At 41.8% G+C, this 24927-nt stretch carries 22 protein-coding genes, 1 pseudogene and 1 other annotated feature; of the genes and pseudogenes, 21 read left to right on the top strand and 2 right to left on the bottom strand.

The genetic code is table 11. The features are described from left to right. Positions 1-84: 84 nt before the first annotated feature. On the top strand, positions 85-726 hold the full coding sequence (locus MKX97_RS09645) for a hypothetical protein (protein ID WP_340758952.1): 642 nt from the start codon (positions 85-87) through the stop codon (positions 724-726). A gap of 220 nt (positions 727-946) precedes the next feature. Further along, positions 947-1165, top strand: a binding site (T-box leader). Between the two features lie 54 nt (positions 1166-1219). Then, positions 1220-3865 (top strand): valine--tRNA ligase, encoded by a 2646-nt coding sequence (locus MKX97_RS09640; protein WP_342535856.1) that lies wholly within the window; start codon positions 1220-1222, stop codon positions 3863-3865. A gap of 220 nt (positions 3866-4085) precedes the next feature. Here MKX97_RS09640 and MKX97_RS09635 read toward each other — a convergent pair whose 3' ends face one another. Together MKX97_RS09635 and MKX97_RS09630 are read right to left on the bottom strand one after the other, a co-directional pair. Next, the gene (locus MKX97_RS09635; RefSeq protein WP_342535855.1) at positions 4086-4871 is read right to left on the bottom strand and encodes an ATP-grasp domain-containing protein; all 786 of its coding nucleotides are present in this window, start codon (positions 4869-4871) and stop codon (positions 4086-4088) included. Further along, positions 4868-5734, bottom strand: coding sequence for a RimK family alpha-L-glutamate ligase (locus MKX97_RS09630; RefSeq protein WP_342535854.1), 867 nt, complete (start codon positions 5732-5734; stop codon positions 4868-4870). Before MKX97_RS09630 ends, MKX97_RS09635 begins: the two co-directional genes overlap by 4 nt. Before the next feature lie 61 nt (positions 5735-5795). Here MKX97_RS09630 and MKX97_RS09625 point away from each other — a divergent pair, with 61 nt between their 5' ends. From MKX97_RS09625 to MKX97_RS09535, 19 genes and pseudogenes are all read left to right on the top strand, one after another. Next, positions 5796-7007, top strand: a complete 1212-nt coding sequence (locus tag MKX97_RS09625; RefSeq protein WP_176132478.1) for a folylpolyglutamate synthase/dihydrofolate synthase family protein — start codon at positions 5796-5798, stop codon at positions 7005-7007. Between the two features lie 103 nt (positions 7008-7110). After that, complete coding sequence (locus tag MKX97_RS09620; RefSeq protein WP_078816780.1) at positions 7111-7554, top strand: type II secretion system protein; 444 nt, start codon at positions 7111-7113, stop codon at positions 7552-7554. A gap of 13 nt (positions 7555-7567) precedes the next feature. Beyond that, positions 7568-8017, top strand: coding sequence for a type II secretion system protein (locus MKX97_RS09615; RefSeq protein ID WP_078816779.1), 450 nt, complete (start codon positions 7568-7570; stop codon positions 8015-8017). Between the two features lie 37 nt (positions 8018-8054). Further along, the gene (locus MKX97_RS09610) at positions 8055-9815 is read left to right on the top strand and encodes a hypothetical protein (protein WP_342535853.1); all 1761 of its coding nucleotides are present in this window, start codon (positions 8055-8057) and stop codon (positions 9813-9815) included. Between the two features lie 43 nt (positions 9816-9858). Further along, a complete protein-coding gene (locus MKX97_RS09605; RefSeq protein WP_342535852.1) occupies positions 9859-11274 on the top strand; it encodes a VanW family protein in 1416 nt (471 codons plus the stop codon). A 15-nt stretch (positions 11275-11289) separates the two neighbouring features. Then, positions 11290-12954 carry a GspE/PulE family protein gene (locus tag MKX97_RS09600; RefSeq protein WP_078816776.1) on the top strand — a complete coding sequence of 555 codons (1665 nt, stop codon included), beginning with the start codon at positions 11290-11292 and terminating at the stop codon, positions 12952-12954. Positions 12955-12965: 11 nt separating this feature from the next. After that, positions 12966-14003 (top strand): type IV pilus twitching motility protein PilT, encoded by a 1038-nt coding sequence (locus MKX97_RS09595; RefSeq protein WP_078816775.1) that lies wholly within the window; start codon positions 12966-12968, stop codon positions 14001-14003. Between the two features lie 2 nt (positions 14004-14005). Then, positions 14006-15217: a type II secretion system F family protein gene (locus MKX97_RS09590; protein ID WP_342535851.1), complete on the top strand. Its 1212-nt coding sequence runs from the start codon at positions 14006-14008 to the stop codon at positions 15215-15217. A 116-nt stretch (positions 15218-15333) separates the two neighbouring features. After that, the gene (locus MKX97_RS09585; protein WP_078816773.1) at positions 15334-15783 is read left to right on the top strand and encodes a type II secretion system protein; all 450 of its coding nucleotides are present in this window, start codon (positions 15334-15336) and stop codon (positions 15781-15783) included. A gap of 335 nt (positions 15784-16118) precedes the next feature. After that, positions 16119-16550, top strand: coding sequence for a prepilin-type N-terminal cleavage/methylation domain-containing protein (locus tag MKX97_RS09580; protein WP_342535850.1), 432 nt, complete (start codon positions 16119-16121; stop codon positions 16548-16550). A gap of 153 nt (positions 16551-16703) precedes the next feature. Then, positions 16704-17684, top strand: a complete 981-nt coding sequence (pilM, locus tag MKX97_RS09575) for a pilus assembly protein PilM (protein WP_342535849.1) — start codon at positions 16704-16706, stop codon at positions 17682-17684. A gap of 7 nt (positions 17685-17691) precedes the next feature. After that, positions 17692-18372, top strand: coding sequence for a fimbrial assembly protein (locus tag MKX97_RS09570; RefSeq protein ID WP_342535848.1), 681 nt, complete (start codon positions 17692-17694; stop codon positions 18370-18372). Further along, the gene (locus tag MKX97_RS09565; protein ID WP_342535847.1) at positions 18365-19051 is read left to right on the top strand and encodes a pilus assembly protein PilO; all 687 of its coding nucleotides are present in this window, start codon (positions 18365-18367) and stop codon (positions 19049-19051) included. Before MKX97_RS09570 ends, MKX97_RS09565 begins: the two co-directional genes overlap by 8 nt. Before the next feature lie 10 nt (positions 19052-19061). Further along, positions 19062-19817, top strand: coding sequence for a prepilin peptidase (locus tag MKX97_RS09560; protein WP_342535846.1), 756 nt, complete (start codon positions 19062-19064; stop codon positions 19815-19817). 92 nt (positions 19818-19909) lie between these two features. Further along, complete coding sequence (locus MKX97_RS09555; RefSeq protein ID WP_342535845.1) at positions 19910-20542, top strand: hypothetical protein; 633 nt, start codon at positions 19910-19912, stop codon at positions 20540-20542. Between the two features lie 84 nt (positions 20543-20626). After that, entirely contained in the window at positions 20627-21229 is a 603-nt protein-coding gene (locus tag MKX97_RS09550) for a nucleoside triphosphate pyrophosphatase (RefSeq protein ID WP_221836564.1), read from the top strand. A 1-nt stretch (position 21230) separates the two neighbouring features. Continuing rightward, positions 21231-21791: pseudogene (gene radC / locus MKX97_RS09545) on the top strand (DNA repair protein RadC); the annotation flags it as partial. Between the two features lie 134 nt (positions 21792-21925). Next, positions 21926-23011, top strand: a complete 1086-nt coding sequence (locus MKX97_RS09540; protein WP_342535844.1) for a tyrosine-type recombinase/integrase — start codon at positions 21926-21928, stop codon at positions 23009-23011. A 2-nt stretch (positions 23012-23013) separates the two neighbouring features. Beyond that, positions 23014-24927: a site-specific integrase gene (locus tag MKX97_RS09535; protein WP_342537500.1), complete on the top strand. Its 1914-nt coding sequence runs from the start codon at positions 23014-23016 to the stop codon at positions 24925-24927.

The raw sequence follows: 24927 nt of genomic DNA, 5'->3' as shown, positions 1-24927 counted from the left end.
ATACTACTTTTTTCGTTGGTAGTACTTCTATTCTTTTCGTTTGCTTCATATAGTAGCCTGAGTTAAGAAAAGGAGTGAAGCGGATTGACTAATCATCAATGGACGTTGAATGAAACGTTTTATTTTCCTACTGAATATGGTGCTTTTTCGGAAGCAGTTGAAGTGAAGGTAACACCTGGCTATACGGAAGACCGTACGGAGGAAGCGATCCGATTGCAAGGGATCTATCATATTGCAGCGAATGTTACATTTGACCAAGACAAGCTTGTGGAATTGTCTGCTGAGGATCGATTGGTAATTGATGATGTAGAAGTGGAGAACGGTGCAGGTTACTTTGAATATGCAGTGCCGTTAAATGTGGACTTACCCGGCGATATTGCGGGCCCTCTTGAATTGAATGTGGAAGGAGTGCGGGCTGCGCAGCTTGAAGACGGAGGTCTGCGTTTGGAATGGTCTGTAAATTTACAGGAAATAGCTGAGGCACCAGAGGAGATTGTAGAAGAGGTAGCGGTTGAATCGAAGAAGCCTGTACAAACAGCAATTGAATCAACTTCCCATTTAGAGTTTTTAGCCAACGCGGACAAAGCAGTTGAAAACGTCGAAAAAGAAATGGAAGACTTTCTCTTATACATCGCCGAGTTGGATGACGATGTGACGAGAAAGATCTTCCATTCAAATAATATTTTTGTAGAAGCAGAACGACAGGCCAGCGAGGAGACAGAATAGTAAAAAATCTCCGGTCGTTGGCACGATCAGCAAACGGATCAATTGAAACACAGTGAGCGGAAATATGAATCCTTTGCAATAAAACCTTGTCTTCCGAAGCCAAGGTGGCAGCAAATATGGATTATATCCTTTTCGCAATGCACACCCTCCTTTCTTGTTTGTCTAAAGTAAAACTTGACGGTTATGGCATCCTTCCCATATAATAATGGGTGATAAGGATAAAGATGCGAAGAATAGGAAAGTACATGTGCAAAGTTTTCTCTAGAGAGGGTACGATAGGTGGAACGTACCTGTAAACTACAGATGGAAAGTCCCCTATGAGCAGTTTCTGTGAAAAACGAGTAGCAGGAACCGGTGAAAGCCGTTACTGATTCATTAAGATGCATGCTTTTTAGCGTTCATAAATAAAGGTGGTACCACGAGCTCCTTCGTCCTTTAACCGGGATGGACGGGGCTTTTTGTATCCCTTTTTTTACCTTAAGGAGGAACTGAAATGACAGATGAACTAACGATGCCGACAAAATACGATCCACAAGCAGTGGAAGACGGACGCTACGACTGGTGGCTGAAAGGAAACTACTTTGAAGCCGATGTGACAAGCAAGAAAGAACCGTACACGATTGTCATACCGCCGCCGAATGTAACAGGCAGACTTCATTTGGGTCACGCTTGGGATACGACGTTACAGGATATGCTCATCCGGATGAAGCGTATGCAAGGCTATGATGCGTTATGGTTGCCTGGAATGGACCACGCAGGCATCGCGACGCAAGCGAAAGTGGAAGAAAAGCTTCGTTCAGAAGGTGTATCGCGCTATGATCTAGGGCGTGAAAAGTTCGTACAGGAAACATGGAAGTGGAAGGAAGAATACGCCGACCACATCCGTGCACAATGGGCAAAGCTAGGACTGGCACTGGATTATTCACGTGAGCGATTCACATTAGATGAAGGGCTTTCTAAAGCTGTTCGTGAAGTGTTCGTCAAGCTGTATAAAAAAGGATTGATTTATCGCGGTGAGTATATTATCAACTGGGATCCTGCCACTAAAACTGCGTTATCTGATATTGAAGTTATCCATAAAGACGTTCAGGGCGCATTCTATCATATGCGTTACCCATTGACGAATGGCACAGGACATATCGAAATCGCAACAACGCGTCCTGAAACGATGCTTGGAGATACGGCGGTTGCGGTCCATCCGGATGATGAGCGTTATCAGCATTTGATCGGGAAAATGGTCAAGTTGCCAATTGTTGACCGTGAAATTCCGATCGTAGCGGACGACTATGTCGAAATGGACTTCGGAAGCGGTGCGGTGAAAATTACACCTGCCCATGATCCGAACGACTTCGAAGTGGGGAATCGTCATAACTTGCCAAGAGTGCTTGTGATGAACGAAGACGGTACGATGAATAAACTGGCGGGTAAGTATGAAGGCATGGATCGCTTTGAGTGCCGCAAGCAAATCGTCAAGGATTTGCAGGAGATGGAAGTTTTATTCAAAATAGAAGATCATATGCATTCGGTTGGACATTCTGAGCGAAGTGGAGCGGTCGTAGAGCCGTATTTATCGACACAATGGTTCGTCAAGATGCAGCCGCTAGCAGAAGAAGCGGTCAAATTACAGAAAAATGAAGAAGAAAAAGTTCAATTTGTTCCGGAACGTTTTGAAAAGACCTATTTGAACTGGATGGAAAACATCCACGACTGGTGTATTTCACGTCAGCTTTGGTGGGGACATCGAATTCCGGCTTGGTATCATAAGACGACAGGTGAAGTATACGTTGGTCAGGAAGCGCCGGCTGATGCGGACAATTGGACACAGGACAACGATGTGCTCGATACTTGGTTCTCCTCCGCTCTATGGCCGTTCTCGACAATGGGGTGGCCGGACGTCGACAGCGAAGAGTTCAAGAAATATTACCCGAACGCTGCCCTTGTTACAGGATATGATATTATCTTCTTTTGGGTGTCTCGCATGATTTTCCAAGCTCTAGAATTCACGGGAGAACGTCCATTCAAGGATGTTTTGATCCATGGACTCGTACGTGCGGAAGATGGACGGAAAATGTCTAAATCCCTTGGTAACGGCGTCGATCCAATGGACGTTATCGATCAATACGGTGCAGATGCATTGCGCTATTTCTTGGCGACGGGTTCTTCACCAGGACAGGATTTACGTTACTCCACTGAAAAAGTCGAAGCAATCTGGAATTTTGCCAATAAGATTTGGAACGCATCTCGATTCGCATTGATGAATATGGATGGAATGAAATACGAAGAAATCGACCTGACAGGGGAAAAATCTGTTGCAGATGCGTGGATCTTAACTCGTCTGAATGAAACAATCGAACAAGTGACAAGCCTTGCAGATCGTTATGAGTTCGGTGAGATGGGTCGTGCGTTGTACAACTTTATTTGGGATGATTTCTGTGATTGGTATATCGAAATGGCGAAGCTTCCATTATATGGTGAAGACGAAGCAGCGAAGAAAACGACACGTTCGGTTCTCGCATATGTTCTCGATAACACGATGCGTCTATTGCACCCATTGATGCCATTCATCACAGAAGAAATCTGGCAGAACCTTCCGCATGAAGGGGAGTCGATCACGGTAGCGAAATGGCCGGAAGTAGACACGGCATTGTCTGACGCGTCTCGTGCAACACATATGAAGTTGTTGATGGACATCATCCATGCAGTGCGTAATATTCGCTCGGAAGTAAATACACCGATGAGCCGTAAAGTCGATTTGTATATTTCCGCGAAAGATGAAGCGACGGTCGCAGTGTTGGAAGACAACCGTGCGTATATCGAGCGCTTCTGTAATCCAGAAACATTGACAATCGGTGTAGGTGTAAATGCACCAGGCAAAACGATGTCAGCTGTTGTGACTGGCGCCGAGCTTTACTTACCGCTTGAAGGTTTGATTGACATCGACGAAGAATTGGCTCGTTTGACGAAAGAACTCGGCAAATGGGAAGGCGAAGTAAAGAGAGTTCAAGGGAAATTGTCCAATGAACGCTTTACAGCGAAAGCTCCTGCAGCAGTTGTTGAAGAAGAACGTGCGAAAGAACAGGACTACCTGGAGAAACGCGCGGCGGTTGAACGACGCATTGCGGAGTTGAAAGAGATTTAATTTGGAATAAACTTAGGCTGTCCTGTTGGTCATTGAATATGACTTTCAGGACAGCCTTTTTTTCATGGATAATGTGCGGACGCTCATAGAGCACGTCTTTGCGCTCATAGGCCGCTTGTTTGCGATCATAAAACGTGTCGTCGCGCTCATAGCCACCCGGTTTGCGATCATAAACTCTGTCACCGCGCTCATAACCACCTGGCTGGCGCTCATAAAGCATCTACACTTCTAATCGCTCTTTTATGTAATGCAACAGCTTTTCTGCAACTGAAAAATCATGTGTCGCATACAGAGAACGTGCCCCAACAGGATCTTCAATTTCATTGAGCAACCAGCCGCCTTCAGCAGGCAGCAGGAAATCGATTCCTATATAATCGCTGCGAATAGCACGTGAAATGGTCTGAACTTGTTTCTTCTGTGCTGTGTCGAGCGAATACTTTACCACTGACCCACCGAGCGTAAAATTGGATTTGAATGAATCTACTGGACCTGTTCGTTTTACAGCTCCAAGCACTTCTTCACCAAGCATAAACACACGGACGTCTTGTGCATCGGAATCGATAAAGGGCTGGGCGATTAGTTTTTGCTGATCAAAGCGGCTAAACAACTCCGCTATTTCTTTTTGGGAATGGCAGAGGAATACCTCGCTGCCACCATGCCCCCCTCGTGTTTTAAGTACTAGCGGCACTTTTGGAAGTTGTTGATCTGCCCGAAAAGTCGGCACTACGGGTATACCGAGAACGGTAGCCAATTCGAATGTTCTTAATTTATCATTTGCAATTTCTTGTACAGTGGATCTGTTGAATAGGCGATAGCCGGCCTGTTCCAATTCGCTTGCCACTAGTGGATTGCGGTCTCGGAATAAAATGAAATCAAGCGGTTCGGCTGGATATTTTGTCAGCAATTCAAGACAGATTCCAAGATTTTCCGCTTCTTTTTGTAAGTCCTTAATAAACGCATGATTTCGCTCAGCCTCAGCCAAGCTGTAATAGACTGCGCCTTTCATTGAATTTCCCCCAATATGTATTCAATCATTGCATCTGCCACATTGATGCCTGTAACCGTATAGATATTACGGATGTGCGCTGCGGCATTCACTTCACAGACGAGCGGTTCATCATTCGCCCCATACAGTAAATCGACGCCCGCAAATTCTGCGCCGACAGCTTTTGCTGCGCGTAAGGCCAGCGATTCCTGCTCGGCTGTCAGATCCACGACTTCGGCTATCCCGCCATTCGTGATATTCGCACGGAAATCGGTCTCTGAATACCGATACATCGCAGCGACGATCGTATCTCCCACGATATTAACACGCAAATCTCGTCCTCTGCTCGTTTCAATGAACTCTTGGAATACGTAATCCACTCCGCGCAATTCATCGACTTTTTCATAAAAACTTTCTTCTGACTCGATCAAATAAACCTTCATGCCGAATGAACCATGACCTTCCTTGATGATCATCGGCAAGCCGAGTTCGTCAAGCACTCGCTCATAATAGCCGCTGTCACGGATGGTGAAGTTCGCATACACTTTCGGTGCGATGATGGTCTTTGGCATTGGAATCCCCGTGTTTGCGAGTTCTAAATACTGCTTTGCTTTATTGTCGCATGTCTCGATCACATCTGGATCGTTAAATATTGGGATGCCCGCTTGCTTCAGGTAACTTGCGAGCAGCGTATCTTTATCGAGAAACACGACGAAGTCAGGAGGATTTTGAATCGGTTTTTGCAAATTCATTGGAAGTTCATAGTTTTTCAGTATCGTAGCCTGCACCCCTGCGCGTTCTGCCGCTTCTTGTATCAAATGCGCTTGATCGGCAAATTTATCGCTCGTCAAACTGCCGTTATAGATCACCCAACAACTTTTCAATCCCCACGCCACCTTTGCTATAATAAAGTTATATATTAATATTAGCACAGGAGGAATTCCTTTGATTCCAAAACTTGATGAATATAAAAAACAATTTGAATTAAAGAGCGATGACGCGATTAAACCGGGACTTGAGGCAGTGGAAGAGGCACTTGCGAAAGTTGGTCATCCTGAAAAAGATTTGAAGATTATTCATGTCGCAGGCACGAACGGTAAAGGCTCGACGATCGCGGTGATGGAAGCCGTGTTGAAAGAGCATGGATTCACGACCGGTGTGTTTTCTTCACCTGCTATTGTCGATTTGCATGATCAGATTCGGTTGAATGGCGTGCAGATTTCATCTGAGGAACTGTCCGTTGTGTTTGAGGAAATGAACAGTGCCGGTCTAAGTGGGACATTAACGGACTTTGAATTATTGACAGTGGCGGCGTTTCTGGCTTTTCGAAATGCTGCACCAGACTATATATTGCTCGAGACGGGAATGGGTGGAAGGCTAGATAGTACGAACGTTGCAACTCCATTAGTCTCTGTTATTACTTCAATTGCGCTTGACCATACAGGGTTTCTCGGTAATACAGTAGCAGAAATCGCCTCGCATAAGGCGGGTATCATTAAGCCGGGTGTGCCGGTAGTAATTGGCAAGTTGCCGAAAGACGCGAAAGAAATAGTCGAATTTGAAGCCAATCAAAAAGGAAGTCCGTTAGTTGTCTATGGACGAGATTTTAGAATGGCCAACGAAGAAATTGAAACTTTTAAAGGTATGCAGAATTTTGATCTTCCGATTAGAAGAATGAAAGGGCCGCATCAGGCGATTAATCATGCAGTGGCATTGGAAGCTTTACTGCAAGCAGGAGTTTCCTTAGAACAGGAAAATGTAGCCACAGCCATTCAGAATGTACAGTTGCCGTTTCGTTTCCAAGAAATTAGGGAAGGCGTGTTCATAGATGGCGCACATAACCCGGCAGCTGCTCGTATGCTGGTTCGAACGATAGAGGAAGAGTTCCCTGGTGAGAAGGTGGACTGGGTAGTGGGGATGCTGAAGACGAAGGATTATGAAGAGACTTTAAAGATTTTAGCGCCACTTGCTAATAACTTTACGTTTGTTGATTTTCCGCACCCGCAAGCTGCGAGAGCGGAGGATTTGCAGGCGGTGTGTCCGATTAAGCATGGCCAATTGATTTCTTCAGAAGATGTGGTTTTAATTAATAACGAAAAGTACATAAAAGTTGTTGTAGGCTCTCTTTACTTATTGAGTGGTTTAATGAGACAATAGACTTAATAAACTTTGAATATTAATCTTAAGTTAGAGTAATAAGGCATTTAGATCTAGGTTATAATGTGGAATCAATAGATCCGGAAAGAAAAGGAGGGGCGTCATGAAAACAAACAATGAAAAAGGAATGACATTGGTTGAGATATTGGCTGCTTTGGTGATCCTGGGTATTGTATTTATTGGCTTTATGACGATTTTCCCTCAGATGAATAATATGAATAATCGAACTGAAACTAAGTTGGAAACGATGAATTTGGCAAAAAAGGTTTTGGCTGATTTTAGAGAAGCGTCACCATCCTTACCGACCGATTATGAATTAATGCCAACAAATGCAAATCAGGTGTCTGAGAGATATACTCGAAGTAATAAAGATTATTTCATAGAAGTGATTTGTTCTCCTAGAGAAGATAGCGAGTTTAATAATCAAAAATGCAATAATAGTGAGAATAACCCCGATCGTAAAACGGACTTATATAAAATTCATATAGAAGTGAAAAAAGAAGAAAAAATAGTTAGTGAGTCATTTGGATATATAGTATTGGATTAGAGGAGAGACCACTATGAAAAAAAATGAGCAAGGAATGACGTTAGTTGAAGTGTTAGCGACGCTGGTTCTTCTTTCTTTAGTGGCTGCCGTGATTTGGACAACTATTTCTATAGCCTCTCAATTTAATATCTCTGAGACTTCAAATTTGCGACTTCAACAAGAAGCTAACTATATCATCTCACAACTTCAGCAAGTTCATAGAAATTGTTTTACGTATGATTTAACGATTAGTCAGAATGAAGTAAGAGTTGATAATTGCATGGAAGATAAAGATATACCAAAGGAATCTTATAACGGTGTGGTCAGTAATCAATTTGATTATCTACCCAAAATAGACCATGAAGAACAAACGCCAACGACAAAAGATTTAATCCTTACAAGCTTTAAAGTAACAGATCCTGTAAGAGTTAAAAGATTTGTTGAGATAACAACTGTAATTTCTCGTTATAAAACAGAAAACTAAATTGAAACAAATGAAACGAAAGAAAGGGGTTAACGTGATGGTGTATCAGAAAAATGAAAAGGGTTATGCGTTAATTATCGTTTTATTTGCAATTGTTTTTATTACTATAATAACAGCTGTATTTATGCGTGGAGCGTTGAATAATGCTGCGCAAGAAAAAACAATGGATAATAACAACTTAGCCATTGTGGCAGCAGAGTCTGGGATAGATTATTATTCTTTTGAATTAAAGAAAGCGTATGACGAAAAAGAATTAAATAGCTTGTTAAGAAATCTTTTAAAAAATGCTGTACAGGATATGATTGATAAAAAGAAAACTTCTATAGATTATAATGAAATCCAAGAAAAATTGGCTGATAGAGTGATAGATAATTTGATAGATATTATTCGTCGGATTGATCTGAAACAACAAAATAACACTTATGACATGTCTGATGATTATGAGCATATTTTACTTATCGAATCTACAGTCCCGGGTAGAGAAAATGTTATTACTCCTTTAATTTCTGAGCAGAATCTTGAGAATGGACAGACAAAAATTACTTTGACTGGAAAGGCGCTAGGTAAGCAAAAGAATGTGGATAATCAAAAAGATTTAGCTTTTGTTCTAGCTTTCTATATCCCGAATATTGAATTGTTAGTAGATGGTAATTTAGATGAAGATGATAATTCAAATGGATTTGATGATATTTTAATACCAAAAGACATTTGCAAAAACACAGTGAAAATCGAAAATGAAAATTGCCTATTCCTTACCAATAAAACATCAGATTTGGAATATGTTACAAAAAAATCATTAGTATACTTAAATGGAGATTACAGCGGTTGGAAGTCAGTTAAAATTGAAGATTCTACATTCCGTATGGCTAATATGACTAGTGGTAGTTATTTTGACATTCGAGATTCAAATTTTTATGTGAAGGGAAATTTAAGTAAGCATGGAAATACAAAATTACAAGATTCAACAACTTACATCGGTGGAAATTTTGCTGAATCAGGTTCTATAGATTTTCAAAAATCGAATATTACAATTGGAGGAATGTTTGGATATCAAAGCAGTCAAAATAATAAAATTCAAGATTCAGTTATGAAAGTAGGTTTAGATTTTAACTCACCTAATTTGGTTACTATTCAGGGAACCCACCTGACAGTAGGAGGAATGATGAAATTTAACAGTGGCGGAATTCTAGAATACTCCAATTTGAAAATAGGAGAAGAATTAAATGCCCCTTCAAAGCTTTATACCAAGAATTCACAGTTGGCAATAGGAAGATATCTACAATTAAATTCGGGAGCAGATTTTCAAGATACTAAAATGATTATTGGTTCATATTTAAATTCTCCTCAAGTATTGGATATAAAAAAATCAGAAATTTCAATAGGTGATTATTTACAAATAAACACTCCTTCTAAATTTCGAGGTGCAAATATATCGATAGGTGGGAAGTTTGGATCTCCGGTTAAGATTGAAATTCAAGATTCATCGTTACGTACAAGTGTTGCGGATATTGGGGCATTGAATTTACAGAACAGCAAATTTTGTGCGGAGACTTTCAAAGTTCGGGATTTAAATATGCAAAATAGTAAAATTTATTACGTTAATAGTTCAAGCCATACCGGAAAGGACATAATTAAACTGTCTAAACAAGATTTCGAAGAGACGTGTAAATTTTATTTAAAGCTTGATGACCCCAAGCAGCCTACTGATGGTTTACAGAAGCCGGAAGTTCCTCAGGTGCCTGACGCAGACATTAAATGGGAGGACTATAAACCGAACCTTGAGAATGTAACATATTAAAATAAACTTCATCGAAATTAAGCGGTAAAGGGTGATAACTTACATGAAACCAAAACTATACACAATAACCCTACTATGGGCAGCCGCACTCCTAGCACTCTCCACCCTATTCGTCCAAGACACCTACGCAGGCGATGGCTTTTTCTCAAACATCAAACGCTTCGGGAAGCACACATATGTTGGACCGTTTGATATATCGAAACTAAGTCGTAAGAAAGCAAAGGAAAAACTCGCGGCGGATTTTTCCGATCTGGAACAGAATCTCGCGGTGGAATTGCTTGTGCAGGATGAGTCCGTGGAGGTACCTTCAGAAGTCGTTACGTTTGATGTCGATTCCACGCTAAGTCAGGCTGCTTCAGGGCAGGATAATTCGTTAATTGCGAGTGTATCGCGAGATGGTTTGCGAACGGTCTTGAAGCAGAATTTTGATTCGCTGGCATTCTCTGAAGATGAAGTAGATACAGTCGCTACTAAAATAGAAGAATATGTGCGCAGCGGGATTATGCCACAGCGCATTCATTTGCCGGAGTATGTCCCGAATTTATATTCACAAACGCAAACTTTGGCTTCTTCTACCTATTCAATCAATGAACTACCAAAAGGGTTACGCCTGATTATGGAAGATCTGAATGGTACGGAAATTCAACCAAATACCACTTTTTCTTTTATGGAGATTTTGGAAGGAAAAGAATCGGCCAGTGCGAGTGATGAACAGTTGACGATCATGGCCTCGATGTTATACACGGCGGCCCTTCAAACGAACTGGATTATTGATGAACGTAACATCAGCAGTGAACTGACAGCTGAAGTCCAGCCAGGGTTTGAGGCGGCGATTAATCGTCAGCTTGGTTTGGATTTTATATTTTCGAATCCGAATCAAACTAGTTTTACCATTCATACGAAGTGGACAAACTCTCAATTGGAGTTGACGATAGAAGGGCTACCTTTTGTCCGTACATACGAACCGGAAGTGGAGAAATTGACCACATATGAGCCCAAAACGGTCATTCGCTACAGTGCATTTGTTTCTCCAGGTAGTGTGGAAACGTTGGAGGTGGGAAAAAAGGGATTGGAAGCAACAGTAAAACGAAAAGTGTTGCTGAACGGTTCGCTTGAAGAGTATGAAGACGTGTCTGTTGATTTCTACGTGCCTCAACCAAGAATTGAACGCCATCATTTGGTTCAGGCTGAGAATCCCTTTGACAACACAAATCAGGATGGGAATAGTAGCTCGGAATCAAACAGCGCAAATCCAGACAGTTCGGGATCGGACAATACAAGTAAGAACCCAAGCAATTCTGAAAGTAATACTTCAGGAACCCGGACACCTCCAGGAAATCCTTCTTTAAACTCTAATGCTTCAGGAGGCTCCGCTGGCGGAAAAGAAGACGATAAAATCATTTACGACAAAGGCGGAAATATTATGAAGTTCGATGAAAATGGGAATCCGATCGATTGATGAAGGAGGATTTAGATGGCTGGTACTAGAAAACGTCTCGGGGATTTATTAATAGAATCGGGTTTATTGTCTGATGAACAGCTAATGAGTACGTTGAAAGACAAACCGCGAGAACAACGACTTGGTGATGCGTTATTGCAGCGTGGCTACATTACTGAGCAACAGCTGATTGAAGTGTTGGAGTTCCAGCTTGGAATCCCGCACGTCAATTTATACAGGTATCCGTTTGACCCGAAACTCTTCAATATCGTGCCAAAAGGATTGGCTAAGCAAAAAATGATTGTGCCGCTAAAGAAAGATGGCGATAAATTATTCGTCGCGATGGCGGACCCAATGGATTACAATACAATTGAAGATTTACGTCTCTCGACTGGTTTCCATATCGAAACAGCGATCGCTTCAAAAGACGATATTACTCGAACGATCACTCGATACTATGATGATGAACTATTCGAAGATCTGACTTTTGAAGAACCAGAAGATCAGCAACAGCAACAACAGCAGGAAGAATTGGTTGACAACGACTCGCCAATAGTCCGTCTCGTCAATCAAATCATTTCAAGTGCTGTTTCAATGAAAGCAAGTGATATTCATATCGATCCACAAGAACACCAAGTGGTCATTCGTTTCCGTATCGATGGTAAATTGCAGACAGAACGCGTCTTGCCGAAACATTTGCAGTCTACACTCATTGCGCGGATTAAGATCATGGGCAATTTGAATATTACCGAATCACGTATTCCCCAAGACGGCCGTATTAAAGTAACCATCGATTTTAGACCGATCGACATCCGTTTATCTACTTTACCTACCGTCTTTGGTGAAAAAATTGTTATGAGGATATTGGATTTAAGCAGCTCGCTGAACGATTTGGCCAAGCTAGGTTTTGGCCATACGAATTTACAGCGCTTTTTAGAAGAAATCGAAAAGCCTAACGGCATTATTTTGATTTCAGGTCCGACGGGTTCGGGTAAGTCTTCCACATTGTATGCTTCGCTGAATCGTCTGAATAATGAAGAGGTCAATATTATCACGATAGAAGATCCGGTTGAGTATCAGCTCGAAGGCATCAATCAAATCCAAGTGAATCCTAAAGTGGGCTTGTCTTTTGCGGCCGGCTTACGTTCCATTTTGCGGCAAGATCCGGATATCGTCATGGTTGGTGAAATCCGTGATAAAGAGACTGTAGAAATTGCGATTCGCGCTTCGTTGACAGGGCATTTAGTGCTCAGTACGATTCATACAAATGATTCTGTGGCTTCCATTTCGAGGTTGCTTGATATGGGGGTAGAGCCATTCTTGTTGACGGCTTCATTAAATGCGATAGTCGCACAACGTTTGATTCGGAGAGTGTGTCGAGATTGTGGGACACGTCAGCCAGCTACAACTCGTGAGAAAGAGATTTTTGCTCGGCGTGGCATGGAGATTGAGGAAATCAATCGAGGAGCTGGCTGTGCGGCGTGTAATATGACGGGATACAGAGGACGAATTGCGATTCATGAAGTGTTGATCATCAATGCCGAGATGCGCGATGCAATCAATCGCAATGCCTCGCCAAGTGTATTGCGGGATATTGCTGAAAAAGGCGATACGATTTTCTTGATTGATGATGGTTTAGATAAAGTAAAGCAGGGCATTACAACTACTGAGGAAGTGTTGCGAGTGGCCTTGATTGAATAGGGGTGTGTGTGATGCCGATACGTATTGATCAATTATTAACTGAAGCATTTCAAATGAAGGCTTCTGATATTCATTTGACTGTTGGCGTACCTCCAGTCTTTCGTGTTCATGGAGATTTAAAACGTTATGGTGAAACTCCATTGACGGAAGAAGATACACGAGAGATCGCTTATCAAACAATTCCTGAAAAAGTGGTTCCAGACTTTAAAGAGGCGGGTCAGATCGACTACTCGTATGAAATTTCAGATGTATCACGTTTCAGGGTCAATGCGTTCCAGCAACGCGGAGCGATATCATTGGCATTCCGGACCATTCCGACGAAAATTCCGACTATCGACGATCTGCAGATGCCAGAGACGTTAAAGAATCTTTCGGGTACAGCGCAAGGACTTATTTTAGTGACAGGTCCCACAGGTTCAGGGAAATCTACAACACTTGCCGCAATGATACGTTATATGAATGAAACGATGAGAAAGCATATTATTACGTTGGAAGATCCGATTGAGTATATGCATGATCACGGTGCATCGATTATTGACCAGCGTGAAGTTGGCTTTGATACACTTTCGTTTGCGGATGGATTGCGTGCAGCATTGCGTCAAGATCCAGATGTCATTCTAGTTGGTGAAATGCGAGATTTGGAGACGATCTCCACAGCGATTACTGCGGCGGAGACCGGTCACTTGGTGCTTGCAACCTTGCATACTTGGAGTGCAGCTTCTACAATCGACCGGATTATCGATGTGTTCCCGCATGGACAACAGGCACAGATTCGTGTTCAGCTGGCGGGTGTGTTGACAGCGGTTATTTCGCAGCGTTTATTTCAAACGATGGATAAAGACGGTCGACGTGCCGCTACAGAAATTATGATCAACAATCCAGCTGTTTCAAATTTGATTCGTTCTGAAAAAGTACATCAGATTCCGAACGTCATCCAAACGAATCGTGCGCTCGGTATGCATATGATGGATCATTCGGTCAAAAGCCTCATGGAGCAAGGCATCATCTCGTATGAGGTCGCGATACCATACTTGCAAGGAGATGATTGACCGTGACGCGTTTTACATATGAAGGGCGTGACGCGAAATCGATCCGTCGCGGCACGATCACAGCTACGAATAAACGAGATGCGGCGGTAAAATTAAAGAATCAAGGCATTCGTGTCGTAAGTATTGTGGAGCAGAAAGAAACTGTTTTGACAAAAGACATCACAATCGGTAGTCCTGTCAAACGAGAACAATTGATCATGTTCTTGCGTCAGTTTTCCACTTTATTGCAGGCTGGAGTAACGATTGTGGACGCTGTTCGAATTTTGGCCATGCAAGTTGAACAGCCTGCATTTAGGAAGATTTTAAACGCCGTGCAGGAGGACTTGCGTACCGGAACACCATTATCCGACGCATTGGCAAAGCATCCGAAAGCGTTTGAACCATTGATTTTGAATATGGTTGGTGCAGGGGAGGTTTCCGGGACAGTCGATGAATCGCTCGATCAGTTGGCAGATCATTTCGAGAAAGCTTACCGAACTAGACAGAAAGTAACGTCTGCTATGGCTTATCCAGTTGTTGTAGGCATTTTGGCGCTCGGCGTTGTGATTTTCCTATTGTCATTCGTTGTTCCGATGTTTGTCGATATGTTCGATAGTATCGGAGGGGAATTGCCTTGGTTGACGCTTTTTGTGCTTGCAGCGAGTGATTGGATGCAAAATTATTGGTATTTGTTGGTGTTGCTGGTGGCAGCTAGTGTAGTGGGTGTTCTATTGTTGCGAAACAATCCGCAAGGAAAATATATGTTAGATTCTTTTTTATTGAGGATGCCTATATTCGGAAATATCGTCAAAAAATCCTCACTGGCAATGATGACACGTACACTCAGTTCGATGTTTTCGAGCTCGGTACCGATTCTACAGGCGCTTACCATGACGGAGCGAGTCATAGGAAACGAAGTGATCTCAAGAGTGGTTGGTCAATCCAGACAATCAATGGAACGCGGAGGATCATTAACAGAGCCGATGATGAATCACTGGGCATTTCCTCCGTTAATTCCGCATATGATTGCGATAGGTGAAGAAACTGGTTCTTTAGACTCTATGTTAGCGAAAGTTGCGGACTTTTATGAGAAGGAAGTAGAAGCAGCAACAGACCGATTAAAGGCGCTCATAGAGCCGATTATGATTGTTATTCTGGCTGCAATAGTAGGGACTATCGTCTTGGCAATTATGATCCCGATGTTTAGTATGTTTGGACAAATAGATAGTTTGTAATGCATTTTGTAATATTTTTTGTAGAATATGTGTTTTTTTGAGTTTACTAGTGTTAATTTCCTAAATCGTCTGCTATACTATATTCATAGAGTAAGTGAGAAAGAGGAGGAAACTACATGAAAAAGTTTCTACAAAAGAAATTGAAAAATGAAAAAGGTTTGACGTTGGTGGAGTTACTTGCGGTAATTGTTATTTTGGGGATTATTGCAGCGATTGCGGTGCCGGCTATTGGGAATATTATTACGAATTCAAAGGTTAATGCCTTGAAAGCTGATGGACAGAATGTGTTGGCTGCAGCGCAGATGTATTTTACTGAGAATGGTAGTAAGGATGGGACGACGGTAACACAGGAAGTCCTAAACACTGATGGTTTCCTAGAAGATGCTGGCGGGTTTGCAGCTAAAGAGGGAGCGACAGCAGCAGTAGTTACAAAGGCAGCAACAGGTAATACTATTACAGGGACTGCGGCAAATAAAGGTGTGACAGTGGCTTTTGCGGCTGCAACCAACAAAGAAATTAACGAGGTAGGTACTAAAACTTCCGGGAAATTAACTATAACTCGTTAAAGCTGTAGATTATTGTTACAAGGGAGAAAGAGTTACTAGACCTCCGAACAACCAGGACGTTGTTCATAGGTAAGGTACCTGTCCACTACAAAATTCAGAACCTTGTCAGATAACTTGTTAATCTAATTTTATATTAAAACCAGACTTCATATTGAAATCAGACTCTAAAGATATTATTCTCTTTAGGGTCTTTTTGTAAACTTAATAATTTGTATTTAATTAAACGCAAACTTAGGAAAATGAAGCCAAAACGCTAAAAGGGTTAACTCTCAGTATTTCTTGAAAGTGAAGACATATATTCACTTCGTGTGCTAGGAGGAGAAACTAAGAAAAAATTGTTGGAAGACAAAAAAGGTCTTACGCTTATCGAATTACTAGCGGTCATAGTGATTCTTGGTATTATCGCAGCCGTAGCTATTCCTGCAATCTCCAACATCATGGAAAAATCTCGAATTAAAGCGGAAAAGGCGAATGCACTTATGCTGATTGATGCTGCAAATCTATATTTTGTCGACTATGAAAGTCCGGATGGCTACATTAAGTCTGTCGGTGTCCCTACACTTATCGAAGAAGGCTATTTAGACGATGAAGGCTTGGCGAATGATTCACTTTATGTTGCAGATGCTCAGCCATCTTGGATTTGCGGAATGGAGTACTCTGGAAAAAATAAAGTAGAATTCCGTAAAGCCACACGTGAAATGATAGAGAAAAGCGATACGGAATTAAAGGTTGGAAAAGAACAATGCAGAGATATGGAACCATTGTAAAATGCTAATTAATAAATAAGTGCGATAAATAAGCACATTTCGCTATGAATCTTTCCTTCTCGCAGTCCATTTGCTATACTTAGCCTAACTAAACAGCAGTGAAAATCATTGATAGTTGAATGCTTGCTATTGCTTGTCCGAAAGGAGCCGCCTATGTCTATTCTTGAAAAACTTTCGCGTCCCATTTCTTTATTCGGTCGTAAAAAACGTACGGCATCTTTAACAATTGATGAAGACGCAATCCGTCATGTGCGTATTAAGTCTCGAGATCCGCTCGTGCTGGAAATGGCACAAGAACTTCCTATGCCGCCGGATGTCATGGAAGAAGGCCGGATTGCGGATCAGCCTGCGCTTGAACAAATATTGTCTGAGGCAGTGAAAGATTGGAACCTGGCAAAGCGAGATGTGGCGTTCCTTGCGCCTGATGCATACGTCATCATCCGACGAGTGGCTTATCCCGAAACAGTAGAAGACGAGGAATTGAAAGGACATTTCTTCATCGAAATTGGTTCCACCATTTATTTACCATTTGATGATCCGGTATTCGATGTTGTGCCTTATACAGCAAATACTGCCCAGCATGAAGCCATTTTGATTGCCTCGAAGGAAAGTGTCATGCAGACCTATGAGGATGTTCTCGAAGCGGTAAAACTCGTGCCGGTAGTGGCCGACATCGCGCCGCTTTCGTTGTATCGGCTGGCGTTTCATTCGCATCGGTTCTCAGGTGAAGAGCATATTCTACTTGCGGATTTACGAGGCCGCAGTTTGACGGTGTCCATATTCTTCAGTCATTTTCCTTTGTTCATCCGGTCGATGGAATTGGAAGTGCCGCTTAGTATGACAACAGGTGAAGAAATGAATGAACACCGCGTTGAGCCGTTAACTATTGTTATGGAACTTGAAAAACTGGCGAATTTCTATCGTTTTAATTTGGCGGAAAATGAAGTGTCGATTACGCATCTCCTGTGGAACGGATCATATGGACAACAGGACGAGTTGCTGCAGATGGTGCGGGAGCGTCTGGCGATCGAAACGCTTCCTTTAGTGAAGGAGCCGATTACATGCGTGGACGGTTCTGCGGTTTCTGCAGAGTTTCATCGGACGATCGGTCTTGCGCTGAAGGAAGAGGTGTAGGTGAAGTATGTTAGTCGATATAAATTTGCTGCCAGAGAAGTTAAAAGAACGGTCCACATGGTTATGGGTGGCGATAACAATTCTCGCAGCCGCACTTATCAGCTGGGCTGTTCTTTTTTGGCTTGCGCAAAAAAATGACGATGAAACCCAATCTCTTCAACAGCAAGCGTTTGAAGTGCAGAAACAACAAGAAGATGTCACCTCACAGCTGCGGCCTTCTTCATTTGGCCAGGAGAAAGCTCAGCTCGCCGCAACGGTAGAGTGGCTTGAAGGGTATCAGTATAAAACAGTTCCGCTTCTTCAGGAGCTTGTACACGCATTACCTGAGCGAGGATTCTTTATGGAGTTCACGTTCACCTCACCGAATGAAGCGACCTTCGATGTGCAGTTCGATGATATGTCGGAAACTGCTCATTATTTGACGAGAATGAAAGCTTCTTCATTGATCAATGGAGCGACCTTTGAATTAGTAGAGACAGAAGAGCTGACAGAGGAAGAATTGAGTGCAGATGTGCTGCCGCGCTACGTCGCTAGATATTTCGTTCAATTCCTCGATGAACGAGCTCAGACGGAGACGGACGCCATAGTTGAACCGGATGATGCAATTGATCAGCCGGAAGAACTGCCTGTAGATGAAGCGGAGCCTTCGGAGAACGAAGAAACGGAAGGAGGCGGCGTAGTTGAGTAAATACTTTACAAAACGACAGATGGAGATCGGGCTTGTCGTTTTAGCTTCCATTTTCTTTATCGCGCTCGCATTCTATTCCGTATATACGCTCTATTTGCCGACAAAAGAACAACGTGATCAAGCTGCGCTGCAATTATCTACAGAGCGGGATACATTGTTTGCTTTGCGAAAACAGTTGGCGAATAAGGATCCAGATAAAACCTTCACTTCCCGGCCTCTTCAGCAGAAAGTACCCGTCATACCGCTGGAAGATGCTCTTCTTCTGCAAATTGAAAAAGCAGAAGTGAAATCAGGAAGCAGAGTACACGGAATCGTATTTTCTAAAGAAGTGCCGGAATTTGAAGACATGCCGGAAGAAATGCAGAATGTAGAGAGAGTTCTAATGGAAGTAGAATTGGTTGCGGATACATACGACCAAGTGGAGATGTTCATTTACGAAGTCGAAGAGATGAAGAGGATTCTCAATGTAGAATCCATTCAATTTAAAGCGACAGCAGAAAAGACTGAAGAAGAGGTTGCAACAGGACCCATGGAGTTGGTTATCTCCTTTAACGCTTTCTTCCGTCCAGACCTAATCAACCTACAGAATGAAGCGCCGAAAATAGATGCTCCGCCTGCTGCATTAAAGGAAGATCCGACAACGCTCAATAAAATGACCGGCGACGAGAACGTGGAGTAGGAGGCTGTCTATGGAACTACTAATTAGCGTATTTTTCTTCCTCTACGGCATCACGTTCGGCTCATTTTTCAACGTGGTTGGCTTGCGTGTGCCGATGAAGGAATCCATTGTATCACCGCCTTCTCATTGCACGACATGTGAGCGCCGCTTGACACTTGCCGACCTGGTGCCGGTATTTTCCTACGTCTTTCTTAAAGGCAAGTGCCGTGGTTGTGGAGAGCGTATCAGTGCGATTTATCCACTCATGGAGTTGCTGACGGGGGTACTGTTCGTCTTCGCCTATTTACACTTTGGTTTTGAGCGCGAACTGATCGTGGCACTTTTATTTATTTCGCTGCTGGTCATTTTGACGGTATCTGATTTGAAATACATGCTGATTCCGAACAGAATCCTTTTGCCTTTCGGCGTAGCGATTTTTATCATGCGCATTTTCAGTCCGTTGACACCTTGGTGGGATAGCTTGCTAGGCGCGATTGTCGGTTTTGGTCTGTTATTGTTCATTGCGATCGTGTCGAAAGGCGGCATGGGAGGCGGGGACATTAAACTGTTCCTAGTGATTGGATTGGTTCTAGGGACGTTGCAGACCTTGTTAACGCTTTTTTTGGCTTCATTGATCGGCGCGATTGTCGGTATGATCTTTCTTAAAAAGACCAAGCAGGGCCGCAAGACGCCGGTACCTTTTGGGCCGTCAATTGCAGTTGCTGCACTCATTGCCTATTTATACGGCACGCAACTTGTCGGATGGTACACGGGTTTGTTGAGCTGAATCAGAAAATGTTCTAGGACAAGACGACAAGAGTCTTGTCCTTTTTCGCGTCTGCTTTGGTAAAGTGAAGAAAAAAGTGGAGTGAGTGCAGAATGAATTTTCGCAAATCCTATTCAAAATTCACAGTGATTCGGGCGATGGTGCAAGGTGTGGCAATTGGTCTTGCGGCCGTTTTAGTCATTGGTTTGACAATTTTCAGTACTGGAGGGAAAGATGCAAAGCCGTCTAAAACTGTTGCCACATCCGGCCCGAATACAGAGGAGACTGAAGAAAAACCTGCGGATGGAACGGCGATTCCAATGTACGTTAAGCAGCATGGCGTATTTTCAAGTGAGGAGACGGCGACTGAATTTATCACGTCTAATCCCGCCTTGGCAAATACGGCTATTATACAAGTAGGCGATCAGTTCTACATCTGGGGAGCTGTCTGGCTGAAGGAAAGCCAAGTGGTCTTGAAAGAAGGAGAAGATGCATTTAAGAAGAAAATCCAAGTTACCCCCGGAACGTGCAAGACGGCGGACATCAATGAAGTGAAAAAGGCGTTACTTGCGGAGGATTTATCGAAAATTAAATTATCCAAAGCGAAAGACGATGCCAAAAAAGAGTCGGATTTTGAGAAGAAATTAACCGCTATCACAGCATTCACCAAGGATTCTTCCATTGCCCGACTTCATTTGCTGTCACACTACTCGAGTCAGGACCCATGCTTCAAAATTCAATTTTGATCGAATATCCAGATCGAAATTCAATTTTGCTGCTTTTTCAAAAAGGGTGCAATAGAGTACACTATGGGAAAGGAGGTTTTCCCAATGAAATTTACAAGTACACGACCAATTATCCTCGCATCCTCTTCACCAAGGCGTAAGGAACTGTTAAAACTTGCAGGAATCGATTTTGAGGTGAAGCCGAGCCATGTAGCAGAAGATTTACCATTTACCCCGGAAGAACCGGATCTCTATGCGATTCGCTTATCTGAGCAAAAGGCGCAAGCTGTTTTTAAGGAAGAACCGGACTCGATTATCATCGCAGCAGATACGGTTGTCGTGATGAACGGCAGGCAGTATCCGAAACCCGCCAATAATGCGCAAGCGGTCGATTTCCTGATGGAACTTTCCGGTCAGACGCATGAAGTAATTACTGGCGTAACAGTATTGGAGAAAAATCGTAAGCTGCAGTTCGCAAGTTTGTCACAAGTGAAGTTCAGGCGGCTAGATTTGGAACTGGTTCACGCATATGTGCGGTCAGGGGATGCTGCGGATAAAGCAGGCGCCTACGGAATTCAAACAGAAGGAATGCTGTTTGTGGAAATCATCGCCGGAGATTATCAAAATATCGTCGGGCTGCCAATTGGAAAATTGGTTGAGCGTCTACGAGAAGAAGATTGGTTGTTTCTAGAAGAAGGTGACGCCTGAAATGCCGCTTGATTTAGCTCCACAAATGATGATCCGTGACGTTCATTTAGCGGACAGGCCTCGTGAACGTTTGATCCGGGAAGGGGCAGGAAGTCTTTCCAATCAAGAGCTCATGGCGATTTTATTACGCAGCGGAACGCGCTCTGAGTCAGTTTTAGTGCTCGCTAATCGGGTATTGTCGACACTGGACCGGCTACAGGATTTGAAAGAGCTGACGGTGGAGGAAATGACGGAGATAAAAGGGATTGGCGAGGCGAAGGCCGTACAGCTCTTGGCTGCGGCCGAACTTGGCAAACGTTTATATCGTACAGCACCGCAAGACCGTTATAAAATCCGTTCACCTGAGGATGCAGCCAATTATTTGATGACGGACATGTCTTCACTGAATCAGGAACATTTTGTCGCGTTATTTTTAAATGTCAAAAATGAAGTGCTACATAAGCAGACGATTTTTATCGGCAGTTTGAACTCCAGTATCGTTCATCCGCGCGAGGTGTTCCGCGAAGCATTCAAACGCTCGGCTGCTTCGATGATAATCAGCCATAACCACCCAAGTGGCGACACGTTAAACATAGTATCCTAAACTAGAGTACTCTAAGTACTCAAAGTTTAGGATTTTTTAATTTCATTGCTTTAACTATTAAATATATAAGGGTATTATTCATAGTAGTTAAAGTATTTAAGGGTGGTGGAAAGATGAAAGTTCAGAAAGTGATTGTGGAGGAAAAACCATATCCGTTATACATATTGCTGGATGAAGAATTTGAAGTGATAGAACCAGTTAAGAGATTTATAAAGTACTTGGATAATACGGGCAAAGCTCCAAATACCATTAAAACATATTGTTATCATCTCAAGCTGTTTTATGAATTTATGAGCCAAAGTGGAATCGAATTAGGAGATTTACAATTTGAGGATTTGGCAAACTTTGTAGGATGGTTAAGAAATCCAACAGGGCATTTAAAGGTAATAGATATACAACCAAAGAAGGCTAAAAGAGAGGAAACATCAGTTAATTCCATACTTAACGCTGTAACTAGTTTCTTAGAATATTTAAATCGCACAGAAAATTTTAAAGCTATAGATATGTCTAAAGAAGCAAAAGGAAGAAACTTTAAGGGGTTTCTTCACCATATTACTAAAGGCAAATCCTATAAAAAAAATATTTTAAAGCTTAGGGTCAAAACGAAACTTGTACAAGTATTAGAACATGGACAAGTCAAAGCAATAATTGAGGCATGTCATACCAAAAGAGATAAGTTACTTATTATGCTTATGTATGAAGGGGGACTTCGAATAGGAGAAGCATTATCTCTTCGTATTGAAGATATTTCAACATGGGATAACCAGATTAAAATCAGGCCAAGAGATCACAATGAAAATGGAGCTTATATTAAACTTAAAAAAGAAAGAACTATTGATGTAAGCAAGGAATTAATGGCATTATATACCGATTACTTAGTGTATGAATATGGGGAAGATTTAGATCATGATTATATATTTATTAATCTTAAAGATTCTTATTTTGGCCGGCCACTGAAATACCAAAGTGTATTAGACCTAGTGAGAAGGCTAGGAAAACGGACAGGGATTACTTTCACTGCCCATATATTACGTCATACGCATGCCACAGAGCTTATTAGAAGTGGATGGGATGCTGCATATGTACAAAAAAGATTAGGGCATGCCCATGTACAAACAACACTTGATACGTATGTTCATCTTTCAGATCAAGATATGAAAAATGAATATAAAAAGTATCTTCAAGGGAGAGAAACATGACAATGAAATTTCCAAGTGTAGCAACCAACCGAAAACTTATCGCTAGTACTGAGATTAATAAAAAAATAGCCAATATGACAAGTGTTTTAAAAGGATATTGGGCATCAGATAGGTGGGATATAAGAATTTGTCCACATCCTAGTGCAATTGAGTTAAGTAAGAATCCGTCACTGAGAAATCGTTGGGTAAATTTTGATAAGGTGGAAAATGTCTGGTTGAAAACAGAATTAAAATATTTTTATTACCTTCACTTGAATAATGGAGCTTGGAATGCAAAATCCGTTTGGATTAGAAAGGGAACAGTGATAAGCCGGATGATGGGATTTTTAAATTTAAAATATCCTAATATTACATCGATAACTGAAGTGCCTATAAAAAAAGCTTTGACTGAATACCGAACCTACTTAACGGAACAAAAAGTAAAAACTACTACTACTAATTACAAACTTGATGTAAATCAGCAGAAAATTTCTGTACATGCGAATTCCTATTACGTTACTCATCTTAAGCAATTTATGGAATTCTATGAGGACTTCTATTTTGATGGTGAAGAATGGGAAAAAGATGTTTGGAATCGAAGAAAATTATCATTACCGGAAGATAAGGTAAACCCAACATCCTACGAATATACGATCAACTTTAAGGGGTTTGAAAATAATTATTTTAAAGAAATAGTTAAGCGATATTGTAAACTAATGTTAAACACAGCCAGCTTTTCTCACGTAGTAGATATAGCTTCAAAATTAAAAGAGTTTTTTAATTTCATGAACAAAAATTGTGAAGATATACAAAGGATTCATCAATTAACTAGAAATGAAATTGAGCAATATTTTAATTTTCTAAATTTAAAAGGTTTAAAACCCAGCACTATAACTGGAAGAATATCTACTTTAGACGTTTTTTTCACTACAATTCAAAGATATGACTGGAAGGATACACCTTCTAAAATCCTTATCTTTCAAGAAGATTACCCTAAAGTGCCGAAGGCACTACCACGTTATATTGATGAACACATACTCGAACAATTAAATAGGAAATTAGATAAATTGGAACCTTATATTGCCACAATGATCATGGTGCTTCAAGAATGTGGAATGCGAATCAGTGAACTTTGTACATTGAAAAAAGGAAGCGTCATAACTGATAAAGAAGGGGATTGTTTTTTAAAGTATTATCAATGGAAAATGAAGAAAGAGCATATCATTCCTATTTCAAAAGAAATTGCTGCATTGATATTAGTTCAAGAGCAAAGAGTGGCTGCTGAACTCGATGATGGATGTGTATATGTATTTCCCCGAAAAGACGGCTCGCCATTGAAGCAGGATACCTTTAGGGTTAAATTAAATGAATTAGCTTATGAAGAAAAGATAACGGACAGCAAAGGAGAAATCTTTCGGTTTCATGCTCATGCCTTTCGGCATACAGTTGGTACAAGAATGATAAATAACGGAGTGCCACAGCATATTGTCCAGAAATTCTTGGGTCACGAATCACCGGAAATGACGGCGAGATATGCACATATTTTTGATGAAACTCTTAAGAAGGAATTTACGAAATTCAAGGAAACCTTAGTAACGAATAACGGTGACATTCTGGATTTAAGTGAGGAAAATACTGAAGCAGACAGCACAGATCTTCAATGGTTTAAAAAGAATATCAATGCACAAGCACTTCCTAACGGTTACTGTCGTTTACCAGTAATTGCTGGACCTTGTCCACACGCAAATGCTTGTTTAGATTGTACGAATTTTTGTACAAGTAAACAATTTCTAAATGAACATGAGGAACACTTAAAACGAACGAAGGAAGTACTGAATAGGGCTAAACAGAACCAATGGCAGCGTCAGGTTGAAACTAACGAACGTGTTAAGATTAGATTAGAGCAGATTATTCATTCGTTAAAGGAGACGAATTAA

The sequence above is a fragment of the Sporosarcina sp. FSL K6-3508 genome (genome assembly GCF_038615825.1).
Classification (GTDB): domain Bacteria; phylum Bacillota; class Bacilli; order Bacillales_A; family Planococcaceae; genus Sporosarcina; species Sporosarcina newyorkensis.
This window is presented reverse-complemented; position numbering and strand designations above follow the sequence as displayed.

Coding starts and splice junctions, on each gene's coding strand:
- MKX97_RS09635 (WP_342535855.1), bottom strand. CDS start 4,871: ATGAAAGGCGCAGTCTATTACAGCTTGGCTGAGGCTGAGCGAAATCAT.
- MKX97_RS09600 (WP_078816776.1), top strand. CDS start 11,290: ATGGCTGGTACTAGAAAACGTCTCGGGGATTTATTAATAGAATCGGGT.
- MKX97_RS09540 (WP_342535844.1), top strand. CDS start 21,926: ATGAAAGTTCAGAAAGTGATTGTGGAGGAAAAACCATATCCGTTATAC.
- MKX97_RS09620 (WP_078816780.1), top strand. CDS start 7,111: ATGAAAACAAACAATGAAAAAGGAATGACATTGGTTGAGATATTGGCT.
- MKX97_RS09610 (WP_342535853.1), top strand. CDS start 8,055: ATGGTGTATCAGAAAAATGAAAAGGGTTATGCGTTAATTATCGTTTTA.
- MKX97_RS09535 (WP_342537500.1), top strand. CDS start 23,014: ATGAAATTTCCAAGTGTAGCAACCAACCGAAAACTTATCGCTAGTACT.
- MKX97_RS09560 (WP_342535846.1), top strand. CDS start 19,062: ATGGAACTACTAATTAGCGTATTTTTCTTCCTCTACGGCATCACGTTC.
- MKX97_RS09605 (WP_342535852.1), top strand. CDS start 9,859: ATGAAACCAAAACTATACACAATAACCCTACTATGGGCAGCCGCACTC.
- MKX97_RS09595 (WP_078816775.1), top strand. CDS start 12,966: ATGCCGATACGTATTGATCAATTATTAACTGAAGCATTTCAAATGAAG.
- MKX97_RS09550 (WP_221836564.1), top strand. CDS start 20,627: ATGAAATTTACAAGTACACGACCAATTATCCTCGCATCCTCTTCACCA.
- MKX97_RS09570 (WP_342535848.1), top strand. CDS start 17,692: ATGTTAGTCGATATAAATTTGCTGCCAGAGAAGTTAAAAGAACGGTCC.
- MKX97_RS09615 (WP_078816779.1), top strand. CDS start 7,568: ATGAAAAAAAATGAGCAAGGAATGACGTTAGTTGAAGTGTTAGCGACG.
- MKX97_RS09640 (WP_342535856.1), top strand. CDS start 1,220: ATGACAGATGAACTAACGATGCCGACAAAATACGATCCACAAGCAGTG.
- MKX97_RS09555 (WP_342535845.1), top strand. CDS start 19,910: ATGAATTTTCGCAAATCCTATTCAAAATTCACAGTGATTCGGGCGATG.
- MKX97_RS09585 (WP_078816773.1), top strand. CDS start 15,334: ATGAAAAAGTTTCTACAAAAGAAATTGAAAAATGAAAAAGGTTTGACG.
- pilM (WP_342535849.1), top strand. CDS start 16,704: ATGTCTATTCTTGAAAAACTTTCGCGTCCCATTTCTTTATTCGGTCGT.